Raw genomic sequence first — 20,913 nt, forward strand, 5'->3', positions numbered from 1 at the left:
TTCGCGTGAATGTTCCCTACCGGCAGATCCGGGCCGTGTACGACGATCAGACAATCACCGTCTATCAGGCCTACCCGGCCGCGATCGCGCTGCCCGCGCTGGCCGCCGGCCGTTTCGTGCCCCCGTTCAAGCGGTCGCGCATGACCTGGATCAAGCCGTCGTTCCTGTGGATGATGTACCGCTGCGGCTGGGCCACGAAGCCCGGCCAGGAGCGCGTCCTGGCCGCCACGATCCGCCGCGACGGTTTCGAGTGGGCCCTCGGCCACGCCTGCCTCAGCCACTACATCGCCGGCCTGCATCCGGATCGGGCCGCCTGGACCGCCGCGGCCCAGCAGAGTCCCGTCCGCGTGCAGTGGGATCCCGAGCGTTCCGTACGCCTGCAGCCGCTGCCCCACCGCTCCGTGCAGATCGGTTTGGGCGGTGAGGCGGCCGAGCGCTACTTCGACGACTGGATCGTCCGCCTCGACGACGTGACCGAACAGGCCCACACCATCCGCACCCGCCTCACCGCCAGCAACGACGAGGGCGCGGCCGCACTGCTCCCGCCCGAAAAGCCGTACCCGTTGCCTCCGCCCATCGGTGAGCGCATCGGCGCCACCCCCTGAGGCGCGCGATTCATGACCGGGTCGGCCTGCGGCGAGGTCCAGCTCTCGTCTGCGTGCGGCCCGGCGAGAGCCAGGTCCGATCATGAATTCTCAGGGCCGGCGGCCGCCGTAGGAGGCCAATAGCGCGTCGACCACGAGCGTGGCGTCGGCGGCGGCCACGTCGTCCGGGTATTCGGGCAGCAGGTCGTCCCAGACGACGAGCCAGGAGCCGTACAGCTGGGACTGGCCCTCGGGCCGGGCGAAGAACCAGACGTGCAGGTGGGCGCCGCCGTCGCCGATGCGGTAGACGTGGGCCCGGCTGATGTGCGGCAGCGCCTGGATGTGTTTGGCGATGTGTTTGGTCAGCACGCCCAGTTCGGCCGCCAGCTCGTCGGGCAGGTCGGCCAGGTCGTGGTGCTCGCGCGGGTGCAGCATGAGGATCAGCGGCACGCCCGCCTTGGGGATGCGGGTCAGCCGCCAGTTGTCGGTCAGCCAGAGGCCCTCGTCGCGGCGCTCGCACGACCGGCAGTCGGCCGGGTCCTCCCCGTGCCGCGGCGGCTCCGGCAGCACAGGCTCGCGCAGGGCCGACACCGTCAGCCCCGCCGGCGCGAACGGGCTGATGTCCCACCCGGTCATTCGGGCCAGCGGCAACCGCCGCTCCTCGTCCGCGGCCTCGAGGGCGTGCGCATAGAACTCATCCGGTCGCAAAGCCATGCCCGGCAGCCTAAAACCCAAGCCGCTTCCGTACGATCCCGTGCCCGCCCTCCGGCCCAGCCGTGGCGCCGGCCGGAGCCGCCCCCGCGGCGCCCTCCGGCATGGCGACCGCCACCGGTAGGCCCGGCTCCCGGGCCGCCCCTGAGCCCGACGACGGCCAACGCCATGGCCGGCTCCAGGGCTGCGTTCCGGCGCGGCGATGGCCACCGGTCAGGCCGCGCAGATCGCGAGGCCGGGCCGCGCAGATCGCGAGGCCGGGGCGTACCCGACGACGCTGGATCGGATTTGTCAGACTGGGCCCCGTGGGATTGATCATCGGCGGGGTTCTCCTGATCGCCTTCGCGCTGTGGACCGTGATCGCGCCGCGTCAGCAGTGGCTCATGCTGAACGCCTGGCGCTACCGGGATCCCGATGCCAACGAGCCCAGCGACCTCGCCTACAACCTGGGCCGCGCGGCCGGTGTCGGCACGATCCTGCTGGTGGTGATCCTGGGCGGCTACCTCATCCGCGCCGACGCGGTCCAGGGCGACGCCGACGACATCCGCCAGGCCCGCGAGCAGCGCTTCGGAACTCGCCACGTCGAGCTGACGCTGCTTCCGCCCGCGGTCGTCGCCGGGAGCTCCGGCGCCACCGGCCCTTCGGCTGAGCCGACCACGGCGACCGGCGAAACCGATCAGGCCGGCTCCGCGGTCGCGGTCTGGCGCTACGCGACCGTGCAGAAGGACAACCCGTTCGACCTCGACCTGCCGACCGGAACGAACCTGATCGTCGCCGTCGACGGCGCCTTCCGGGTCGATGCCCTGGACGTGCAGGAATCGCCGGACGCGGTCACCGTCGAGCTGACGGGTGCCTGCACGCAGGTGAAATTGCTCTGCGAGGCCGACCGCACGTCGCCCGTTCCCCCGGTCCGGCTCTATCCGGTCACGCTCGCCGCCCCGCTGAACGGCCGCCCGCTGATCGACCGGAGCACGGGCGAAGAGGCCGTCGGCCGCTGACCGTCAGCGGACGTGGATGTCGAGCCAATCCTTCAACGGGCGGCTCGCGCGCAGGAAGTCGACGATCCGCTTCTTGGCGGCGGCGGTGCCGAGCCAGGGGGCCGGCTTCCACTCCTGCCAGGTGGTCAGGCCCTTGTGCCGCAGCAGGTCGGCCCGCGGGTGGTCCTTGTCGTAGCCGCGCGGCGCCGTCTTCAGTGAGCCGTGACCGTGCACGTCGATCCGAGCGGCGATGCCGGCCAGTTCGGCGCCGGTGATGTCGTCGGCCACCGCGCGGCGATAGCGGTCGAGCTGGTCCTTGTCCATCTGGTAGACGCCGCAGCCGGCCGCGAGCCCGTTACCCGACAACTGGATGTAGTGGCCTGCGTCCAGCCACGCCCCGAGGTGCGTCTTGTACGGGGTCTTGTCCTGGCTGAACCGCACGTCCCGGTACGGCCGGAAGATCTTGCCCGGCCCGAACTCGGGTTCGAGCTCGGCCAGCAGCTCGCGCATGGGGTCGCGTACTTGCTGCTCGTAGAACTCGAGGTGCGCCGTCCAGTACGTCTTCGAGTTGTCGGCCTCGAGCCCGTCGTAGAACTCGAGGGCCTCGCTGGGCCAGCCACGGAACGTCACGGCCCGATTCTGGCACGAGGGCCGTCCCGCACCGGAGCACGGGACGGCCTCGACCGTCAGCTCAGCCAGCGCAGGGGCACCGCCCGGGCGATCGCCTGGTAGCCGGCCGGGTTCATGTGCAGGTGGTCCCCCGTGTCGTACGCCGGAAGCAGTTGCCGTGGCAGCGCGGGATCGCGCACGGCCGCGTCGAAGTCGGCCACCCCGTCGAACAGGCCGCTCCGCCGGACGGCCGCGTTGACCGCCGTACGGGAAGCCTCCCGCAACCCCTCGGGGTCGTCGTAGCCGGTGTTGCCGCCGAACGGCGTGATCGTCGCGCCGTACACCTTGAGGTCGACCGCATGCGCCCGCAGCACGATCTGCTCGTAGGCGACCAGCAGGTCGTCCACGACGGCCTTCTGCCCGGCGACGGTGGCCGCCGCCGTGCCGATGTCGTTGACGCCCTCGAACAGCAGCATCCGGTCGACGCCGCTGGTGGCGAGCACGTCCCGGTCGAGCCGGGCCAGCACGTTCGGCCCGAGCCCGTCGTTGAGCACCCGGTTGCCGCCCGCCGCCTGATTCAGCACGGCCGCCCGGCCACCCCGGGCGATCAGCTGGTCGGGCCAGCGGTCGTTCCCGTCGGTCGTCGACCCGCGCCCGTCGGTGAGCGAGTCCCCCACCACGGCCAGCGCCGGCCCGTCCGCCTGAACCTCGACCCCGCTGATCAGATACCAGTGCGCGACGCCCACGGCACCCGCGAGATCCGGCGCCGCGACGTGGTCACCCTTGATCAGGTACGAGGTGGTCCGCGACCCCGGATGGGACGTGATCTCGACCGTGTCCTGTCCCGTGGCCAGGTAGGCGGTGATGGTCAGGTTCTCGCCCCGGCCCACCGGCAGCGCCACCGGGTCGGACACGATCTGCGCCCCGACCGGCACCGTGACCGACCGCCGTCCACCGAACGTGAGCGGCCGGCTCGACCCGGGCACGATTCCCGGCACCCCGGCCCGCCCGCCGACCGGCTTGGCCACCGCCGCCCCGGTCAGAGGCAGCGCCGCCCCGCCGAACGCGTTGGAGAAACGCACCCGTACGCGCGATCCCCCGACCGAAACGTGCACGGTCTGCCGCAGGGTGGTGTCGACCAGACTCGTGAACGGTTCCGGCGGCAGGTTGCTGGGCTCGGTCAGCTGCGGCATCGCGGTCCACGTGTGGATCCACCGCTTGCGCCCGTGGGCCGAGGCACCGGAGAGCGGCACCGGCAACGCCGCCACGCCGCCGAGCGACAGCAAAGTACGTCGGCGCATGTCAGGACCTCCGGCTCTCGGGCGGTCCGAAGTAGCTGTCCTTGACCCCGCCGGTGTCCACGACCAGCCGCTGCACGATGACCGTCGGGTCGACCGCCCAGAACTTGAGCGTATGGACACCCGGCGTCACCGAATGAACAGTCGTCGTGCGGTTGATGTTGTCGGACGTGTTGCGCGCCCACTGCCGGTTCATCGTCGTGTCGTTGGCGCCGGTCGCTGTGGTCACGTTGACCACCTGCGGCGTCTGCCCGTCGATGGACACCGCGTACTTGAGGCCGTCACCCGGCAGCACGTTGTTGCGCGGCGACAGGTACGCGGTCACCTTCACCGGCCCGGGGCTCGTGAGCGTCATCTTGTATTCGAGCCGCGCGCCCGTTCCGCCCAGCGGCGTGAGCCCGTTGCCCGTCTTGCCGATGCCCGGCAGCAGCTGCCACTTCCCGGTCCTGGCGGTGTAGTGGTCGGCTTCCACGGCCACGTACCCGTTGGCCTCGAGGAACCCGACCGGCTTGGCCGTGGGGTTGGAGATCGGCGCCTGCACGACGACCGTCTTCCCGGCCCCGCTGACGGTGATCGGCACGCTGGTCGTCCCGAGAGGCGCGCGTCGCCAGTCGACCGAGACCGTGGCCCGCACCTGGTCGTCCACGACGCCCGCGGCCGGTGTCACGTGCACCCACGACGCGCCCGTGGTGATCCGGTACCGGAACGGCGTGGCGCCCTTGTTGTAGACGTCGAGGTACTGCTTCCGCTGTGCCTGCCACGGGCTGAACGCGGGCAGGGTCACCGGGTCGCCGCCGTCGAGCCCGACCCCCAGCTCACTTCCGGCGGGCAGTTCGATGCGTTTCAGGTACGGATAGATCTCGTCGGGCAGAGCGACGTTGTTCAATTCCGGTTGTTGCCAGGGCGCGTTCGGCCCGTACCGCTGGACGTTCCCGTACCCGATCTTGGGTTGCAGTTGCCAGTTTTTCCACTTCCCGCCGGCCAGCACGGTGTTGTAGTAATCGTTCATCGACTGGTCCTCGGCGAAAAGCCGTTCCGCGGTGTCGGCCAGCTTGTTCGTAGCCGCCCGGCCCTGTGCCGCGTACGCGATGTTGGTGAACTGCGCCCGCCGCAGCTCGTAGATGATCGCCGTGTCCTTGATCTGGTAATAGACGAGCTGATAGAACGCGTCCTGCCAGGCGGCCGGCACCCGCTGCCGCAAGGCCGTGGCCCGGCGGGCCAGGTCGAGCCATTCCTCGGTCACCCGGTCCATCTCGCCGTAGTCGGTGAGGCTGAACGGAGTCGCCTGGTCGTCGTAGACGACAGCGCCGTTGGCGTCGAGGCTGATGCGCCGGTTGAGCAGCTCCGGCTTGCGGCGTGACTGCAGGAACCCGTACTCGTCAAGCAGTTCGGCCACGGCCGGCGCGAGCTTGGCCCCGAAGTTCTCGGCCGCGAAGCCGGTGGTCCATTCGTCGATCCCTTGCAGCGGAACCGAATCCGGGTTCCAGGCGTAGTCGAGGAAGAACTGCGTCGGCAGCTCCTCGTTCTTGAGGTCGCCCACGTTCACGACCCAGAGCCGGTCGACGCCCTTGCGGTAGGCCAGGTTCAACTGCTCCCACGTGTTGGTCAGATTGATGGTGTCGGCCCATTTGTAGTTGCGGCCGTCGCCCACGTAGTCGAAGTGGTAGTACATGCCGTAGCCCCCGCTGCGGGCCGGCATCGACGCGTCGGGCAGCTTACGCATGTTGCCCCAGTTGTCGTCGCAGAACACGACGGTGACGTCGTCCGGCGGCCGGTATCCGTTGTCCCAGTAGCGCTGCACCTCTTTGTAGAGGGTCTGCACCTGGGGCCGGTCGATCAGCCCGGTCTCGCGCAGGATCTGCCGCTGGCTGTCGATGATCGACGACATCAGATCGATGCCGTCGCCGTCGGGCAGGCTGACGTCACCGTTGCCGCGCATACCGAGCGTGATGACGCCCTCGATGTTCTGGTCGCGCATCCGTTCGGCGCCGTCCCGCCAGTACGCCTTGATGGCGTCCGCGTTCCGGCGGAAGCTCCACTCCCCCGTGCCGGTCGGGTGCCGGTTCCATTCCTCGATGCCGCGCATCATCGGCGCCTCGTGCGAGGTGCCCATGACCACGCCGTAGAAGCTGGCCGTGGCGTGGTTGAGCGGATCGTCCTCGGCGAAGGCCCGCCCCCACACGGCCGGCCACAGATAGTTGGCCTTCAACCGCAGCATGGTCTCGAAGACCTGGGCGAAATAGGCGCTGTTGAGCCCGCCGGGATAGCCGGGCGCCTTACCCGGCCCGAAATAGCCGGGCGCCCACGTGCCGGTGGCCGGGTTCTCGTCGTTGATGAAGAACCCGCGGTACTTCACCTTCGGCGTCCCCTGCGTGTGCCGGCCCGGCAACACATAGAGCTCGGCCTTCTTCTGTACGGGCACATCGTCCCAGAAATGCCAGGGCGAGACGCCGATCTTCCGCGACAGGTCGTAGACGCCGTAGATGCTGCCCCGCTGGTCGCTGCCGGCGATGACAAAGGCTCGCCGCACGCCGGGCAGCGGATTCGACACGACCTGCTCGACAGTGGTCTCCCACTTGCCCTGAACGCCGCGCACGTCGAGTTTGCCGCGGGCGATGATGCGGTCGATGAGCGGGCTCTTGCCGATGGTGCCGACGATGACCGGATCGCGTCCGGCCGGAATGTTGTCGTGCCCGACCACGGGTTTGACCCCCGTGACCTTTTCCAGGTCGGTCTGCAGGTCGTCGGCGACCCGGATCACGCCGGCGTAGTCGTCCTTGCTGACCACGATGGGCGCGCCCCGCAGGGGGAACCGGCCCGGGCCGTTCTCGACGGAGACGTACGAATCCGATTGTTCTTTGTTGTTGTGCGCGGCGGCGGGCGCCGGCGTGATGAGCACCAGCGCGGCCGATGCGGCGATCAAGGCCCTCATGAGAACAACCTCAGCGACACGGCGTCGGCCATCGCGGCCATGCCGGCATCGTTGGGATGCAGCCCGTCCCCACTGTCGTACGCCGGATTCAGCCGCAACGGATCGGCCGGGTCCCGCATGGCCCGGTCGAAGTCGATCACCCCGTCGTACTCCCCGCCGGACCGGATCCAGCGGTTGAGCACGTCCCGCTTGCGCTCGTTGGCCTCGCTGTAGAAGCCGAGCGTGTCGCCCTTGAACGGCAGGACCGTGGCGCCGATCGCGACCAGCCCGGCCGAGTGGGCGCGGGCGATCAGCTGCCGGTGACCCCCAATCAGGTCGTCCGCGCTGACCACCTCGCCGGTCGGGGCGACCGTGCCCGGGTGCCCGAGGTCGTTGACGCCCAGCAGCACCACCACGTAGGCGGCGCCGGGCTGGGCCAGCACGTCCCGGTCGAACCGCCGAAGACCGCTGTGCCCGAAGTACGCCGCGAAGCCCTCGGCCTCGCTGCCGGGCGCCGGGTTCGGGTCGTGCAGCAGCCGGTTGCCCGAGATGCCGACGTTGGCCACGCCGTGGTGGCGCAGCCGGGCCGCGAGCAGGTCGGGCCAGCGGTGGTTGAGGTTGGTGGCCGTGTTGGCACCGTTGGTGATCGAGTCGCCGAGGGTGACGATCGCCCGCGCGTCGCGACGGACAGCGACGCCGGAGAGGAACAGGTATTGCCCGATCGTCGACACGGGCGTCACGGTCCGCGCGGCGGTGACGTCACCGTCGGCGATGACGTTGTCCTGGAACGCGAACGCGGCCAGCGAAGTCACCGGGGTGCGGGCGGGCAGGTAGAGGCTGATCGCCAGGTCGGCGCCGGGGGCCACGCGCAGCCGCACCGGGTCGCTGACCAGGGGTGAGCCGGCCGGGATGGTCACCGAGGCGCGGTTGCCGAAGGTCACGCGGCGGTCGGTGCCGCCGACGATGGCCGTGCTCGCGCCCTCGCCCGAGCGCAGGGCGACCCGGATCGCGCCGAGGCGCAGCGGGCCGGTCCCGAACTCGTTGGTGACACGGATGCGGATCTCGTCGCCGCCCAGGCTGGTGTGGACGATCTGCCGGACGGTCTGCCGAGCGAGGACGGTCGGCGGGGTGGGTGGGATGGTGGTGGGGGCGGCGGCCCAGGTGGCGGTCCAGCCGTCCGTACGGGAAGGGGAAGCCTGAGCCGGAACGGGAAGGCCGGCCGCGGCGGTGACGGCCGCGCCGGAGGTGAGGGCGAGTAACTCGCGTCGGGTGGGCATGAGGGAGCTCCTTCTCGAAGCGCCGAAACCCCCGCGGTGGCCGGAAGTTTCGGAAACACATCGGGCGGACCCCCGTAACGTAAAGGCGGCCGTCTATGTCGTCAAGATTGATTGCCTTGATCAGGCGCGCTTTCAAGGCTGAATTGCAGACCGAAAACGTCGGAACTTTCGGTGAAGATGTCGAAAGTCACTATCTTGGCGCACGCGTCAAGTTGCTGGTAACTTCTTGACCATGCCATCAAGTAACGTCGTCGAGGACGACGAGCAGGTCGAGGCCGAGGCCACCGAGCCCGCCCCGGCGCCGTTGATCATGTTGGAGCCGGCCGACGACTCCGGCGTCTGCGCGGTCGACGGGTGGTGCGACTGATGACCAGCAGCGTCTTCGGCCGCGCGGCCGAGCCGATCGTCGTCGACGTCTGGAGCGACGTCGTCTGCCCGTTCTGCTACCTGGGCAACGCCGTCCTCAAAGAGGCCGTCGAACAGTTCCCGCACGGCAGCTCGGTGCAGGTGCGCTATCACAGCTTCCAGCTCAACCCCGGCTTCCCGGTCGGCGAGGCCGTGCTGGCCGACGACTACCTGGCGAAGCAGTACGGCATGCCCAAGGCCCAGATCGAGGCCTCGCACGCCCAGCTGTCGGCCCGCGGCGCCCAGTCCGGCCTCGACTACCGGTTCCCGACGTCGATGATGATCAACACTCTCGACGCGCACCGCATGATCCACCTGGCCAAGGCCCACGACGCCGAGCCGGCCATGGTCGACCGCCTGTTCCGGGCCCAGTTCACCGACGGCCTCAACCTGGCCGACCACGACGTGCTGGCCGACCTGGCGGCCGAACTCGGCCTCGACCGCGCCTCGGCTCTTGACGCTCTCAAGACCAAAGCCTACGAGAAGGACATCCGCGCCGACCTCGCCCGGGCCCGCGAGCTGAACATCAGCGGCGTGCCGTTCTTCGTCTTCGACAACAGGCGGGCCGTCTCCGGCGCCCAGCCGGTCGAGACGTTCCGCAAAGCACTGGACATGATCTGGCAGGACAGGGCAGCCTCCCCCGCATGAGAGCCGACGCCCGGCGCAACGTCGAGGGCATCCGCCGCGCCGCCCTCGACGTGTTCCGCACCGGCGGCCTGACCACCCCGCTCGACGAGGTGGCCAAGGCCGCCGGGGTCAGCAAGGGCACCATCTACCACCGCTTCGGCAGCCGCACCGGCCTGATCGACGCGGTGGTCGAAGAGCTGGTGGCCGAACGCCTGACCGCCATCATCGAGGCCGTCGAGGCCGTGGACGGCCCGCTGCTGCGCTTCGAGGAATACCTGCTGCGCACCTGGCTGCTCCAGTTCGACGAGCCCGCGGCCAACGACGTGCTGATGCGGGTGCTGCCCGAGTCCGAGCCGCTGACCAGCCTTTTCGAGCGCTCCTGCCACTTCGGGCGCCGATTGCTGTACGAGGCCCAGGCGGCCGGAGTGGTGCGGGCCGACATCACGCCCGACGACCTGGCCTACCTGATCCTCGAACGCGGCGTCATCGCGCGCGCCTGCGACCAGCAGACCCGCGACGACTACCGCCGCCGCCTGGACTTCGTGCTGCGCGGCCTGCGAGCGGTCAGAACGTGACCGGCAACGCCTCCAGCCGGTGCCCGACCGGCGGGATCGGCAACCAGCCCGGGTCCCGATAGGCGGGCCGCAGGTCCGGGCAGCGGTCGAGCAGGATCCGCAGGCACTCGTCGGTCTCCATCCGGGCCAGGGCCGCACCCAGGCAGTAGTACGTTCCCATCCCGAAGCTGAGGTGCCGCCCGCCCCGCCGGGTCACGTCGAACCGGTCCGGGTCCTCGAACACCTCGGGGTCACGGTTGGCGCCGTTCAGCGCCAGATAGACGTGCTTCCCGGCCGGTACGGGGTGACCGGCCAGCTCGACCGGCTCGGTGGTGACCCGCCCGATCACCCCGGCCGGGCCGTCGCAGCGCAGCATCTCCTCGACCGCGAGCGGCATCCGGTCGGGCTCGGCCCGCAGCAGCGCCAACTGGTCCGGGTGGTCGAACAACAGCACCAGACCGTTGGCGATCAGGTTGGCCGTGGTCTCGTGCCCAGCGAACAACAGCAGCACGCAGTTGGCCACCGCTTCGTCCTCGGTGAGGACGCCCTCGGCCTCGGCCGCGACAAACGTGCTGAGGACGTCGTCCCGCGGCTCGCGGCGCCGTTCGGCCGCGATCAGCCGCAGATAGTCGTGCATCTCGAGCATGCTGCGCTGCGCGTGCAACAGTTGCTGCCGGTCACCGTTGCCGAAGATGGGCAGGATGTCCCGCGACCACGCCTGCAACTGCTCCCGATCACTGACCGGCATCCCGAGCAGTTCGGCGATCACATTCGCGGGCAGCGGATAGGCCAGATCACGGATCACATCCATCTCGCCCTTGGGCGCGACGGCGTCGAGCAACTCGTGGGTGAACTCCCGCACCCGCGGCCGCAACCGGTCCACCATGGCCGGCGTGAAATACCGCTTGAGCAGCTGCTGAAACCGCACATGATCGGCCGGGACGGTGTGGCCCATCCACATTTCCACCGACCGGCGTACGGGTTCCAGCTCTTCTTGCTCGGCCGGGCTCAGACGCTGCAGAAAGCGCAGCATGTTGGCGGTGTCGAGGCGCTTGTCCCGCAGGGCCGCATTGACGTCGGCATACCGCGTCAGCAAATAGGCATCGAGCTGCGGCAGCCAGGCGATCGGACTCTCGGCCCGCACCCGACGCAGGAAGCCGTTCGGGTCGGCCATCACCTCCGCGGTGAACAGATCATATTCCTTCACTGTCACGCCGTGGTCGCTCATAGTCGCGATTCTGCTCGCATCAAGTGATCGTTATCTATGCCAGAATCATTCCCCCGTACGGTGGTCGCGCCTCCCCGTCCGCACAACGCCGCGCGACAGGTGGATGTCCCCTACGCGCCGGCCGTGTGACGCTGGAAGAAGTACTGCGGGCCACGCAACCGGGTCCTGGGCTGACCGAAGGCGCGCTTCCTGCCTTCGGTCAGCGCCGGGCGATGGTTCGGTCACCACCAGCGGGTGCAGGCCACCTGGGACGGGTAGCCGGCGGCGTGGCCGCAGGCGCGCATCAGTTTGAAGCTGTCGTTCCAGGGCTCGGTGAAGGTGCTGCCGCCCGTGTTGATGGTGGTCACGCTGAGCTGTTCCCAGGTGTCGCCGCCGTCCCAGCTGCGGTCGACCCAGACCCGGTCGCCGGGTGAGCCGCTGAGGATCCGGCCCCAGGCGCACTGCTGGTTGCGGTTGGGCGGGGTGTTGGCTCGCAGTTCGATGCCGCGCGACCGCGTGTAGACGGTCGCGATCGTCCTCGCGCCGGTCGTCGTGCAGCCGTCCGCGGCCAGCGCGGGCGACGGCGTGACCGCCACCGCGACGGCCGTGCTCAGCAAGCCCGCGGCCGCGACCGCGCCCAGGAACCTCCGGCGAATGGTCATGTCTGGTTTCCTTCCGTTGGACGGGGATCCTTCGCATCTGAGCGTGCGGGCACGGTGTGAGCCGATTTGTTAATGGAATGTTGTCGGCCTGCGGGCGCGGGCGATCGAAGTCCTCGAATACTCTGAACGGCGATGGAGGTTCGACTTCTCGGCCCGGTCGAGGTCCACGCGGCGGGCCGTCTGTGGGACGCCGGCCCCCGCCAGCAACGACACGTGCTGGCCGCGCTGGCCGCCGACGCGGGCCGTCCCCTCACCACCGAGACCCTCATCGATCGCGTGTGGGACGAAGCCCCCAGCGGCGCCCGCCGGGCCCTGCACGTCCACATCACCCGCATCCGCCGCCTGCTCGAACAGACCGGCGGCGGCTCTCTGACCCGGCGCTCCGGCGGCTACCTGCTCCAGGCCGACGTCGACCTGCGCACGTTCCGGCACCTGGCCGACCAGGCCAGTTCACTCGTGCTGTTGGGCCAGGCGCGGGCATTGTGGCGCGGCGAGCCCCTGGCCGGTCTGACCGGGGCCTGGGCCGAGCAGTGCCGCCGCATCTGGCGGCGCGAGTACCTCGTAGTGACGGAAGCCTGGGCCCGCGCCCACCTGGCAGCAGGCGAGCCCGAGGCAGTCATCGCCGCCCTGACCGAACTGACCGGCGAGGAGCCCTTCGTCTGAGCCTGTGTGTCGGCGCATACAGCGAGGGCCACCTGCGCGATGCGCTGAGGAGTGCCGGCCGCGCGCTCGAGCTGTACCGGGCCGCGGGCAACGGGTTCGGCCAGGCCGCCGCCCACAACAACCTCGCCGTGCTCAGCGTCGAGCTGGGCGAGCACGAGCCCGCGCTCGACCACTGTCATCAGGCGCTGGCCCTGTACGACGAGGCCGACGACCGGCACGGCCGGGCCACCGGCTGGGACAGTCTCGGTCTCGTCCACCGTCATCTCGGTCACTACGAGCAGTCGATCGCCGGGTACGAGCACGCCCGCGAGATCTTCCGCGACCTCGGCGACCGCCACGAGGAGGCGGACACGCTGGCCAGCCTGGGTGACGTACATCAGCAATTCGGCCAGGCCGCAGCGGCCCGCACGGCCTGGCGGCAGGCCCTGCGCATCTTCGACGAGCTAAGCCACCCCGACTCGGCCCGGGTGCGGGAGAAACTCGCGGGCGCGTGAACGTGAACGTTCGGGGGAGATCAGCTCTACATCGGAGCCGTTAGGGTCGGGCGCGTGACGCGGGACGTGCTCGAGCCGACAGTTCGCCGGTATGTGCTGGCCACGGCGGCCGTTGCCGCGATCGGCACGCTGTGGTGCGTGGTCTACCTGCGCACCGGCGCCGGCCCCGAGGCGATCGGCTATCTGTTCGTCCCCGTCGGCGGGGCGCTGGCCACCCTGTCCGTCCTCGGGCTGACCCGCGACCAGGCCGGGCACGACCCGGTGGCGCGGCGGTTCTGGCGCACCATCATGGTCGCCGTCGGCATCATCGCGTTCGGCTACGCGTGGCTGGCCGTCGACATGGCCGCCCACGCCGACGAGGTGCGCACCCGCAGCATGCCCGCCCCGGCCGCGGCCTTCGCGGTGGCCGGGTTCCTCATCGCCATCTGGGCCCTGGCCCGGGTGCCGGTGGCCGCAGCCCGCGGCGCCGAGCGGTGGCGGATGACGCTGGACCGGATGATCGCCTTCCTCGGTTGCGCGGCCGTGCTCTGGTACCTCGGCCTGGCCCCGATGCTGTCGGCCCGCGAGCCGTGGAGCCCGCAGGCGACGGTGCTGGTCGGGCTCGGTTTCCTGGTCGCCGTCGGGGCCGCGACCAAGGTGTCGTACATCGCGGGCGGTCCGGTCGACCGGGTCGCGATGCGCTTCGTGGCGGCCGCGGGCGGGGTTCCGGCCGCGGTCTGCGCCGTGCTCGCGGTCCAGTTCGGCTTCCTGGCCAGCGTCCCGGCCCAGGCCGTCGTGCTGCCCCTGGCCCCGCTCGCGATCACCCTCGGGGTGGCCGCGCAGCACCGGGCCGACCGCGGGTTGCGGCCGCCACCGGCCCGGGTCGGGGTGCTGCTGCCCTATCTGGCCATGGTGCTGGTCGACGTCCCGCTGGTCGCGGTGGCGCTCGGCGCGCCCTTGCGCCGGCCGGTGCGCGTGGTCCTGATCGCCGCTGTCGTGGTCACGGCCCTCGTCATGGTGCGCCAATATCTGGCGTACCGGGAAAATGCCCGGCTCTTGCGCACCGCGCGCTTTCAGGAAGAACAGCTTCAGTACGAGGTGAGTCACGACGGGCTGACCGGTCTCGCGAACCGGGCATTGTTCCGCGACCGGCTCACCAATGCTCTGGCTGCCGAGGAGCCGGCCACGGTGCTGCTGATCGATCTCGACGATTTCAAGGCCGTCAACGACCTGCTCGGGCACGGGGTCGGCGACCGGCTGCTGGTCTCGGTGGCGCTGCTGCTGCACACCGAGGTCGGCGGCCGCGGTCTGCCGGCCCGGGTCGGCGGCGACGAGTTCGCGGTGGTGCTGAGCGGCCGCGACACCGACCCCGAGCGGCTGGCCGAGAGCCTGCTGACCGCGCTCTCCCACCCGATCAGCGAGCACCGCCTGCTGGTCCAGGCCAGTATCGGCATCGCGACCGCCGCTCCCGGGGCCACCGTCGACACGGTGCTGCGCGACGCCGACGTCGCGATGTACACGGCCAAACAACAGGGCAAAGCCGATTTCGTACGGTACGTCGAAGGCATGGGCGAACCGGTGCTGGCGCACATGCAGCTCGGCACGGAGCTGCGCCGCGCCCTCGACAACGACGAGTTCCGCGTCGTCTACCAGCCGATCGTGCGCCTCGACGACAAGCGCGTGATCGGCGTCGAAGCCCTGGTCCGCTGGCACCACCCGACCCGCGGTACGGTCGGCCCCGGCGAGTTCATCCCCGCCGCCGAACGCACCGGCCTGATCGTGCCGCTGGGCCGTTACGTGCTGCGCGAGACATGCCGCCAGGCCGCCGCGTGGCTCGACGAGTTCGGCCCCGGCGCGCTGAAGGAAGCCGGCCTCAACGTCTCGGCCCGCCAGTTGCACGACCCCGACTTCGTGGCCGAGGTGACCAGCGCCCTGGCCGACAGCGGCCTCCCCTGCGAGCGCCTGGTCCTCGAGGTCACCGAGTCGGCCGTGCTGCGCGGCCAGCAGGTCTCCCGCGCCCTGTACGAACTCGACCGCATGGGCATCCGCCTCGCCCTGGACGACTTCGGCACCGGCGAGTCCTCGCTCAGCCTGCTACGCGCCTTCCCCGCCGCCATCGTCAAACTCGACAAGTCCTTCGTGGACGGCATCGAGATCGACGACGGCCACCCCGCCGCCGCCGACGCCCGCCAGGCGGTGGCCCGCGCCGTCATCCAGCTGGCCCACGCCTTCGGCCTGGACACAGTCGCCGAGGGCATCGAGTGCCAGGAACAGGTGACCGCCCTGCGCGAACTCGGCTACACCTTGGGCCAAGGCTTCCACCTGGCCCAGCCCATGCCCGCCGCAGGCGTGGCCCGCCTGCTGGCCCACCAGCAATCCATGGCCCCACTTCACTGAGCCTGCCTGGGGCCCGAGCCCCAGACCCCACGCCGTGGGGGCAAGCCCCCCGGATCCCCCATCGCTCCGACCGCCCCGGACAACGACCGGCGCCGGTCTTCGCACCCTCAGCCCACTTGCCCGGGCCGGTTCACCCATGCAGCTCGGCCCCCAAGAGAGCCCAGCGGACTCTCGGCCCATCGAACCAAACGGCCATGCCTTGAGCTCAATCGGGAATCAACTGATTCCCCGCTGAGTACCGCTCCCACCATGTCCCCCGCCGGTGCTTCGTCAATACGCCGTCCCACCGGGCGAACAACAGGATGTCCCCGTTGAAATCGAAGATCGCGTCCTCCGAGCCGGTGTCGAGCACCCGGCGCACGGCAGACAAAATATTCGCAACCGCCCACAATGGGTCGGCCAGACGGTCCAGCCGGAAGACAACCCGGACATACGACTCGGGCTCGTACTCGAACGACCCGTCATCGGTCTCCAGATCCAGAAAGCCAGTGCGCCCGGCCGCGACCGTCACGTCGAACCCGTATCGGTCCTTGAGGTCCGCGGCAAGGCGCGGAGCAACGCCGATCGGCCGCTCACCGACCACAGGGAAGGCCCGCTCGGCGATCTGGTTGACGGGGGTGTCGCCCATGAGGATCAGCTTGTACGTGGTAGCCATGTGTGCTCTTCCATCGGTCGGTACGGCGGCAGGTCGATCTGCACGATGTCTCCGTCAGCAGTGATCGCCTTGACCTCCTTGAGGCCAGGAATGGGCCAGTCCGCGAACTGCTTCTTCAGAGCGGACAGGTCACCTCGCCAGTCCTCGAGATTCACCACCACTCGCTGCGTCTGGCCGTCCTCGACCTTCTCCTCGGCCTCGCTCCAGATACTGCGCACAACCTTCCCGGGCTTGACCGGCGAATAGCAGTCGAACACCCGCCCCTCAAGAAGATAGTCGGGGTCCTTGCCCGGATTGCCCACGTCTCCGGAGTCGAGCCGGGCCCGGGCGATCTCGTCCCGCGACGGGTTTTGCTGAACGTGATAGCCGCGGTCGGCCAGCACCACGGCACCCGAGTTCTCCATCTCCAGCGAACGTCGCACGTCGTCGTCCTCGCCCGGCAGAATGTCTTTGGGCGGGCCGTGCGGGGTGCCGCCGGGCTCGCCGGACCGCTGAGTGATGAGGTCATCGGCCTGCGGCCGCAGTGCGGCCGGCTCCTCTGGCCGGCTACCGGTACCGCCGTTCGCGACCGACCGCCCGGCCATGGAGACCTCGGTGGCCATGTCTTGCTCGGCGCGGACCGAGTCCGTCCCGCCGCCGTGCGGCCGTGATGGCCCGCTTTCGCCGTTCCCGCCGTGTGCCCGGCCTCTCGGAGGCATCCGACCGCCCATCGCCAATCGACGTAGGCATCGTAAGAACCGCCGGCAATCTGGATCACGGCTTGCAACCGCATCTGGTCCAAGTCGTGAAGACGGCCGGCGGCGGCGCGATGGGGTCGCGCCGCCGCCGGGATTTCCTTTCGGAGCGGGTCGGGTCAGGTGGTGGCGCAGGCCAGGTTGTTGACCGACGGGGGTGCTGTGCCGGAGCCCAGCAGGCCGAAGGTCACGTACTTGCCGGCGGCTACTGTGCCGTTCCAGTTGACGTTCTTGACCGTTACCAGGGAACCGCTGCTGGTGGCGGTGCCGCTCCAGGCCTGGGCCAAGGTTTGTGAGCCGGGCCAGGTCCAGTTGACCGTCCAGTTGTTGATAGCTGCGCTGCCCGCGTGGACCATCACCTCGGCCTGGAAGCCGCCGTTCCACGAGCCCGTGATGTTGAACATCGCCGTGCAGTCGCCGGAGCCCGCCGGGGGCGGGGTCGTGGGCGGCGGCGTGGTGGGCCCAGGGGTGGTGGGCGGAGGCGTCGTCGGGGGCGGGGTGGTCGGCGGGGGCGTGGTCGTGCCGCCGCCACCGACGCCGGTGACCTCGCCGTTGCCGCCGTCGAAGGTGACGTCGGAGCAGCCGTAGAACGTCTCGTTGCTGTCCGAGCGTTGCCACACCGAGTAGATCAGGTGGCGGCCGCTCTTGCCGGACGGCAGCGTCGCGTTCCAGTAGTAGTGTCCGTCATCGGAGCCGGGGCCACCGCTGTCCGGCGGGTTGGTCACCGAGTCGAACGGCGTGGACTCCAGGTCGCTCCAGGCCAGCGATCGGGTCGGGCTCCAGCTGTCCTTGGTGATGTACAGCCGGAACGTGCCGGGGTGCTTGGCCCAGTTGTTGTACTGGATGCCGATCTGCCGGCCGGCCGTCAGGTGGGTCACCGGCCAGTCGTTGCGAGCCAGGTTGAAGCCCGTGAAGTTGTACGGGCCACCGGTGCCGCCCGAGCAGAGCTGGCCGTCGGGGATGAACCCTGACATCCGGCCCGCCCCGTCCGAGCGCAGCACCGCGAACCAGTTGTAGAGCGACGTGGTGCCGCTCTGGGCCACCGCCGCCGCGCAGGCCGCGTTCTTGGGCTCGATCGCGCCCGTGTTCGGGTTGCGGCCGTCCTTGTAGCAGAGCCAGGTACGGCTGCCCGGCACCATCATGGCGCCGTGCGCCTGGGCCGCGACCGGTGACACCACCGCGCCGACGCCCGCGGCGAGCAGCCCCGCCATGGCGTACATCAACAGCTTTTTTCGCATGGAAGAGAGCTCCTAACCGTTGGGGAAGAGCCGGGCGAAGTCCGCGTAGCCGGTGGCCACGTCGACCTGCGCCCAGAAGCGGTGGTAGTTGAACGTCGGCGCCGGTCCGCCCTTCAGGTACGCGTCGAGCTTCGGGTAGTCCGGGTCGTTCTTGTAGAAGGAGCGGATGTCCAGGAACGACACGCCCGGCTTGATCTCGTCGCCGTTCGGCATCTTGCCGCTCCAGCCCGGCGGGATGTAGACGCCCTGGCCGGTCGACGCGTTGTAGGTGTCGTCCATCCGGTTGTAGTCGGCGCGGGTCTCGGTGACCGACACGCCCTTCGAGTCCTTCTTGGTCCAGATGGCGTCGAGCAGGTTCTTGGCCGCCGTCTTGGCCGTGGTGCTGCCCGACTTGGCCGCGTAGTAGGTCAGCAGCTTGGCGAACGAGCCCGCCACGCCGAGGTCCTGACCCTTGCTGGTCACCGTCACGTGCAGGTTGGTGTTGGCCGCCGGCGACGACGGGTTCCAGGTGGCCGGCGCGCCCGACCACGCCATGTCGGACGGGATCGAGAAGTCGGTCGCCGTGATGTCGCTGTTGGCCAGCGCCCACGGAACCCACTTGTCGAGGACCGACTTGGCCTTGCTGTCGTTGGTCAGGTAGTAGTACTCGGCCAGCCGTTCGAGCGACCACGTCTGCATGCCGAACCAGCGGTTCGACGGCGGGTCCTCATAGACCGGGGCTTCCACGTACGCCAGCCCGTAGAACGTCGGCGTGCCGGCCGGGCGGGCCTGGTAGCTGCCGTTCCAGCTGTTCGTCGCCCCACCGGCGATCGCGCCCTCGGACGACTGCAGCCACTGGTAGAACTCGAGCTGACGGTTCAGACTGGCCTGCCAGTCGGCCTTGGCCGTGGGTGACTTCGGCGCGAACGCGCTGACGTTCGACAACACGTACGCCGCCATCGGGTTCTGGTAGCCGAAGTGGCTGGTGCTCGAGCCGATCCGCCACGCCCAACCGGCGTTGGTGTCGGTCGCGCCACCCCAGGCGTAGTACCAGGACATCAGGTTGCTGGAGGCGTTCTTGCCGGTGCCCGCCGCGCACGAGGTCGAGGCGCAACCCGGCTGCTTGAAGTACTTGTCGTAGAAGCTGTAGCGCAGGTAGTCGCCCATCTTGGCCGCGTTGGCCACGGCCGCGGTCAGCTGCGACTGCTTGCCCTGCTCGGTGGCCCAGGTCAACGCCCAGTACGCCGCCTGCACCGCGCGCGAGTCCGCGTCCGGCGCGTTCGTGTACTTCCACTGCTTGGCGTAGCTGGAGTCCTTGGTGAACAGGTCGAGGTATCCGTTGGGGCCGCCGTGCTTGAACGTGTCGCAGCTGGGCTGAGGCACGGTCTCGAACGTCGACTCCTGCGGGCCGCGCTGGAACGTGTTGATGTACACGTTCTTCGAGGTGCCGTCACCGCACCGGCCGAAGCCGTACACGTTGTCGACGTCGAGCAGCCAGTGCATGCCGTAGATGTCGGAGGTCCCGTACGAGCTCTTCAGCTCCGAGGCCAGCGGGTCGCTGCCCACCGAGACGCTGTTGTCGAGCTGCGACGGGTACTGCGACGGCAACGGGTACTCGGCTGCGTAGGTGGCCGGCTTCGACGCGTCGTACTTGTCGTTGGTCGGCTGGTCGGCGTGCGACGGGATGATGTACTTCTCCATCGTCGCCCACGCGCTGTTGAACGGCGCCCACTCACCCGACGTGTGCCCGTACTCCGCCTCGAGCCACAGCCAGTAGCTGAACGCCTCGGAGGTGGTCTCGTGGCCGTGGTCGGGCGCCTCGTCGATCAGCGTCTCGATCGAGTGGTAGGGCACGCCGTCCGGGCTGAAGTAGCCGTTGGCCGGGTTCTTGATGTCGTTGTACATCTGGGTGAAGCGGGCGTCGGCCGCCCCTTCCCGGACGACTGTCGCGTTGATCGTCGCAGCCGTGTGCCCGCTCGCGGTGGCCGTGAACGAGGCCGTCGCGCCGATCGCCGCCGCGCTGGTGGCCGCGACCGTGACGGTCTGGCCGGTGTTCCAGTTGGACGGGGTGAAGGTCAGCGTGGCCGGGGTGGCCGAGACGGTGGTCGCGCCCGTGCTGCGGGCGACCGCCACGGTCACGTTGGCCGTCGGGGCCTTCGAGAGGGCCAGCTTGAAGGTCGCCGTCTTACCGGGCGACACGCTCACCGAGGTGGCATCGGTGACGATCGCCGGGGTGGTGGCCGCGTCCACGAACACGGGGACCGCGGCCGTGTTGCTCTTGTTGCCCGCGGCGTCGTACGCGATGGCCTGCAACTGATAGGCCGCGCTCTGGGCCGGAACACCGGTCCAGGTGTACGTGTACGGCGCCGCCGTGTCCGTGTTGAGCAGCAGCCCGTCGTGGTAGAACTCGACCTTGGCCACCGTGCCGCCCGGCGTGGCGGTGATCGGGATGGACGCCGGCGCCGTGAAGCGCGTGTTGGCGGCCGGGCTCGTGATCTCCACCGTGGGCGCGTTGGCGGCGCCGTTGCAGCGGGTGCCGTTGAGCGAGAACGCCGTCGGCACCGGGTTGGCCGAGCCGAACGTGCCGTTGAAGCCGGTGCTGACCGTGGCGTTGGTGCCCAGGTTGCCGTTCCAGGCCGCGTTGCTGACCGTCACCCGCTGGCCGCTCTGAGCGTAGACCCCGCTCCAGCCCTGGGTGACTCTCTGTGACGCGTCCGGGAAGTCGTACTCGAGCTTCCAGCTCGACACCGGGTCGCCGGTGTTGGTGATGGCGATGTCGCCGGTGAAGCCGCCGCTCCACTGGCTCTGCACTTTGTAGACGACGGTGCAGCTGGGCGCGGCGAGCGCGGGGACGCCGGCCACGAGGGCCGCGCCGGCGCCGAGGACGGCGGCGCCGGTGACGGCCAGCGCGCGTCTGGTCCTGGATCTGACTTGCACGAGGGGGTCCTTTCG

General features: G+C 69.8%; 19 protein-coding genes. 8 read left to right on the forward strand and 11 right to left on the reverse strand.

All coding sequences use genetic code 11. From position 1 onward, the window contains the following. The first annotated feature begins 5 nt into the window (after window positions 1-5). The gene (locus M1L60_RS35050) at window positions 6-605 is read left to right on the forward strand and encodes a DUF4291 domain-containing protein (protein WP_253241849.1); all 600 of its coding nucleotides are present in this window, start codon (window positions 6-8) and stop codon (window positions 603-605) included. A gap of 90 nt (window positions 606-695) precedes the next feature. Here the strand turns inward: M1L60_RS35050 and M1L60_RS35055 are convergent, their stop codons facing one another. Beyond that, window positions 696-1,298, reverse strand: a complete 603-nt coding sequence (locus M1L60_RS35055) for an HIT family protein (protein ID WP_253241850.1) — start codon at window positions 1,296-1,298, stop codon at window positions 696-698. Window positions 1,299-1,600: 302 nt separating this feature from the next. Here M1L60_RS35055 and M1L60_RS35060 point away from each other — a divergent pair, with 302 nt between their 5' ends. Continuing rightward, the gene (locus tag M1L60_RS35060) at window positions 1,601-2,293 is read left to right on the forward strand and encodes a DUF6199 family natural product biosynthesis protein (RefSeq protein WP_253241851.1); all 693 of its coding nucleotides are present in this window, start codon (window positions 1,601-1,603) and stop codon (window positions 2,291-2,293) included. Window positions 2,294-2,296: 3 nt separating this feature from the next. Here M1L60_RS35060 and M1L60_RS35065 read toward each other — a convergent pair whose 3' ends face one another. The 4 genes from M1L60_RS35065 to M1L60_RS35080 are packed head-to-tail and all read right to left on the reverse strand — an operon-like array spanning window position 2,297 to window position 8,367. Next, window positions 2,297-2,902 carry a DUF2461 domain-containing protein gene (locus M1L60_RS35065; protein WP_253241852.1) on the reverse strand — a complete coding sequence of 202 codons (606 nt, stop codon included), beginning with the start codon at window positions 2,900-2,902 and terminating at the stop codon, window positions 2,297-2,299. 56 nt (window positions 2,903-2,958) lie between these two features. Then, window positions 2,959-4,182, reverse strand: coding sequence for an SGNH/GDSL hydrolase family protein (locus tag M1L60_RS35070; RefSeq protein WP_253241853.1), 1,224 nt, complete (start codon window positions 4,180-4,182; stop codon window positions 2,959-2,961). 1 nt (window position 4,183) lies between these two features. After that, window positions 4,184-7,111: a glycosyl hydrolase 115 family protein gene (locus M1L60_RS35075; protein WP_253241854.1), complete on the reverse strand. Its 2,928-nt coding sequence runs from the start codon at window positions 7,109-7,111 to the stop codon at window positions 4,184-4,186. After that, window positions 7,108-8,367 (reverse strand): SGNH/GDSL hydrolase family protein, encoded by a 1,260-nt coding sequence (locus M1L60_RS35080; protein WP_253241855.1) that lies wholly within the window; start codon window positions 8,365-8,367, stop codon window positions 7,108-7,110. Before M1L60_RS35080 ends, M1L60_RS35075 begins: the two co-directional genes overlap by 4 nt. 232 nt (window positions 8,368-8,599) lie before the next feature. Here M1L60_RS35080 and M1L60_RS47305 point away from each other — a divergent pair, with 232 nt between their 5' ends. From M1L60_RS47305 to M1L60_RS35090, 3 genes are read left to right on the forward strand one after another with little or no spacing between them, the layout of a single operon-like run. After that, on the forward strand, window positions 8,600-8,734 hold the full coding sequence (locus M1L60_RS47305) for a hypothetical protein (protein ID WP_256517784.1): 135 nt from the start codon (window positions 8,600-8,602) through the stop codon (window positions 8,732-8,734). After that, window positions 8,734-9,420: a DsbA family oxidoreductase gene (locus M1L60_RS35085; protein WP_253241856.1), complete on the forward strand. Its 687-nt coding sequence runs from the start codon at window positions 8,734-8,736 to the stop codon at window positions 9,418-9,420. The genes M1L60_RS47305 and M1L60_RS35085 overlap by 1 nt, the downstream gene beginning before the upstream one ends. Next, window positions 9,417-9,974: a TetR/AcrR family transcriptional regulator gene (locus M1L60_RS35090; RefSeq protein WP_253241857.1), complete on the forward strand. Its 558-nt coding sequence runs from the start codon at window positions 9,417-9,419 to the stop codon at window positions 9,972-9,974. The genes M1L60_RS35085 and M1L60_RS35090 overlap by 4 nt, the downstream gene beginning before the upstream one ends. Here the strand turns inward: M1L60_RS35090 and M1L60_RS35095 are convergent. Then, window positions 9,964-11,181 (reverse strand): cytochrome P450, encoded by a 1,218-nt coding sequence (locus tag M1L60_RS35095; protein ID WP_253241858.1) that lies wholly within the window; start codon window positions 11,179-11,181, stop codon window positions 9,964-9,966. The two genes, M1L60_RS35090 and M1L60_RS35095, sit on opposite strands and share 11 nt — an antisense overlap. Window positions 11,182-11,402: 221 nt before the next feature. Continuing rightward, entirely contained in the window at window positions 11,403-11,822 is a 420-nt protein-coding gene (locus M1L60_RS35100) for a hypothetical protein (RefSeq protein ID WP_253241859.1), read from the reverse strand. Window positions 11,823-11,954: 132 nt separating this feature from the next. On the opposite strand from M1L60_RS35100, the gene M1L60_RS35105 reads away from it, so the two are divergent. The 3 genes from M1L60_RS35105 (at window position 11,955) to M1L60_RS35115 (ending at window position 15,355) form a co-directional block, all read left to right on the forward strand. Next, window positions 11,955-12,485, forward strand: a complete 531-nt coding sequence (locus M1L60_RS35105; RefSeq protein WP_253241860.1) for an AfsR/SARP family transcriptional regulator — start codon at window positions 11,955-11,957, stop codon at window positions 12,483-12,485. Between the two features lie 128 nt (window positions 12,486-12,613). Then, entirely contained in the window at window positions 12,614-12,979 is a 366-nt protein-coding gene (locus M1L60_RS35110; protein WP_253241861.1) for a tetratricopeptide repeat protein, read from the forward strand. A 54-nt stretch (window positions 12,980-13,033) separates the two neighbouring features. Beyond that, window positions 13,034-15,355: a putative bifunctional diguanylate cyclase/phosphodiesterase gene (locus M1L60_RS35115; protein WP_253241862.1), complete on the forward strand. Its 2,322-nt coding sequence runs from the start codon at window positions 13,034-13,036 to the stop codon at window positions 15,353-15,355. A 205-nt stretch (window positions 15,356-15,560) separates the two neighbouring features. Here M1L60_RS35115 and M1L60_RS35120 read toward each other — a convergent pair whose 3' ends face one another. The 4 genes from M1L60_RS35120 to M1L60_RS35135 form a co-directional block, all read right to left on the reverse strand. Beyond that, entirely contained in the window at window positions 15,561-16,010 is a 450-nt protein-coding gene (locus M1L60_RS35120; protein WP_253241863.1) for a SitI3 family protein, read from the reverse strand. Next, window positions 15,989-16,612 (reverse strand): CdiA C-terminal domain-containing protein, encoded by a 624-nt coding sequence (locus M1L60_RS35125; RefSeq protein WP_438862188.1) that lies wholly within the window; start codon window positions 16,610-16,612, stop codon window positions 15,989-15,991. Before M1L60_RS35125 ends, M1L60_RS35120 begins: the two co-directional genes overlap by 22 nt. A 251-nt stretch (window positions 16,613-16,863) precedes the next feature. After that, window positions 16,864-17,982: a lytic polysaccharide monooxygenase auxiliary activity family 9 protein gene (locus M1L60_RS35130; RefSeq protein ID WP_438862189.1), complete on the reverse strand. Its 1,119-nt coding sequence runs from the start codon at window positions 17,980-17,982 to the stop codon at window positions 16,864-16,866. Between the two features lie 12 nt (window positions 17,983-17,994). Next, window positions 17,995-20,898, reverse strand: a complete 2,904-nt coding sequence (locus tag M1L60_RS35135) for a glycoside hydrolase family 48 protein (protein WP_253241864.1) — start codon at window positions 20,896-20,898, stop codon at window positions 17,995-17,997. Window positions 20,899-20,913: the final 15 nt, after the last annotated feature.

It is taken from the genome of Paractinoplanes aksuensis (assembly GCF_024137025.1).
In the GTDB taxonomy this organism is placed as follows: Bacteria; Actinomycetota; Actinomycetes; order Mycobacteriales; family Micromonosporaceae; genus Actinoplanes; species Actinoplanes aksuensis.

Bases quoted from the DNA above. Each gene is read 5' to 3' on its own strand.
- M1L60_RS35080 (WP_253241855.1), bottom strand. From the start codon at position 8,367: ATGCCCACCCGACGCGAGTTACTCGCCCTCACCTCCGGCGCGGCCGTC.
- M1L60_RS35085 (WP_253241856.1), top strand. From the start codon at position 8,734: ATGACCAGCAGCGTCTTCGGCCGCGCGGCCGAGCCGATCGTCGTCGAC.
- M1L60_RS35105 (WP_253241860.1), top strand. From the start codon at position 11,955: ATGGAGGTTCGACTTCTCGGCCCGGTCGAGGTCCACGCGGCGGGCCGT.
- M1L60_RS35100 (WP_253241859.1), bottom strand. From the start codon at position 11,822: ATGACCATTCGCCGGAGGTTCCTGGGCGCGGTCGCGGCCGCGGGCTTG.
- M1L60_RS35090 (WP_253241857.1), top strand. From the start codon at position 9,417: ATGAGAGCCGACGCCCGGCGCAACGTCGAGGGCATCCGCCGCGCCGCC.
- M1L60_RS35070 (WP_253241853.1), bottom strand. From the start codon at position 4,182: ATGCGCCGACGTACTTTGCTGTCGCTCGGCGGCGTGGCGGCGTTGCCG.
- M1L60_RS35130 (WP_438862189.1), bottom strand. From the start codon at position 17,982: ATGCGAAAAAAGCTGTTGATGTACGCCATGGCGGGGCTGCTCGCCGCG.
- M1L60_RS35120 (WP_253241863.1), bottom strand. From the start codon at position 16,010: ATGGCTACCACGTACAAGCTGATCCTCATGGGCGACACCCCCGTCAAC.
- M1L60_RS35055 (WP_253241850.1), bottom strand. From the start codon at position 1,298: ATGGCTTTGCGACCGGATGAGTTCTATGCGCACGCCCTCGAGGCCGCG.
- M1L60_RS47305 (WP_256517784.1), top strand. From the start codon at position 8,600: ATGCCATCAAGTAACGTCGTCGAGGACGACGAGCAGGTCGAGGCCGAG.
- M1L60_RS35075 (WP_253241854.1), bottom strand. From the start codon at position 7,111: ATGAGGGCCTTGATCGCCGCATCGGCCGCGCTGGTGCTCATCACGCCG.
- M1L60_RS35125 (WP_438862188.1), bottom strand. From the start codon at position 16,612: ATGGCCACCGAGGTCTCCATGGCCGGGCGGTCGGTCGCGAACGGCGGT.
- M1L60_RS35095 (WP_253241858.1), bottom strand. From the start codon at position 11,181: ATGAGCGACCACGGCGTGACAGTGAAGGAATATGATCTGTTCACCGCG.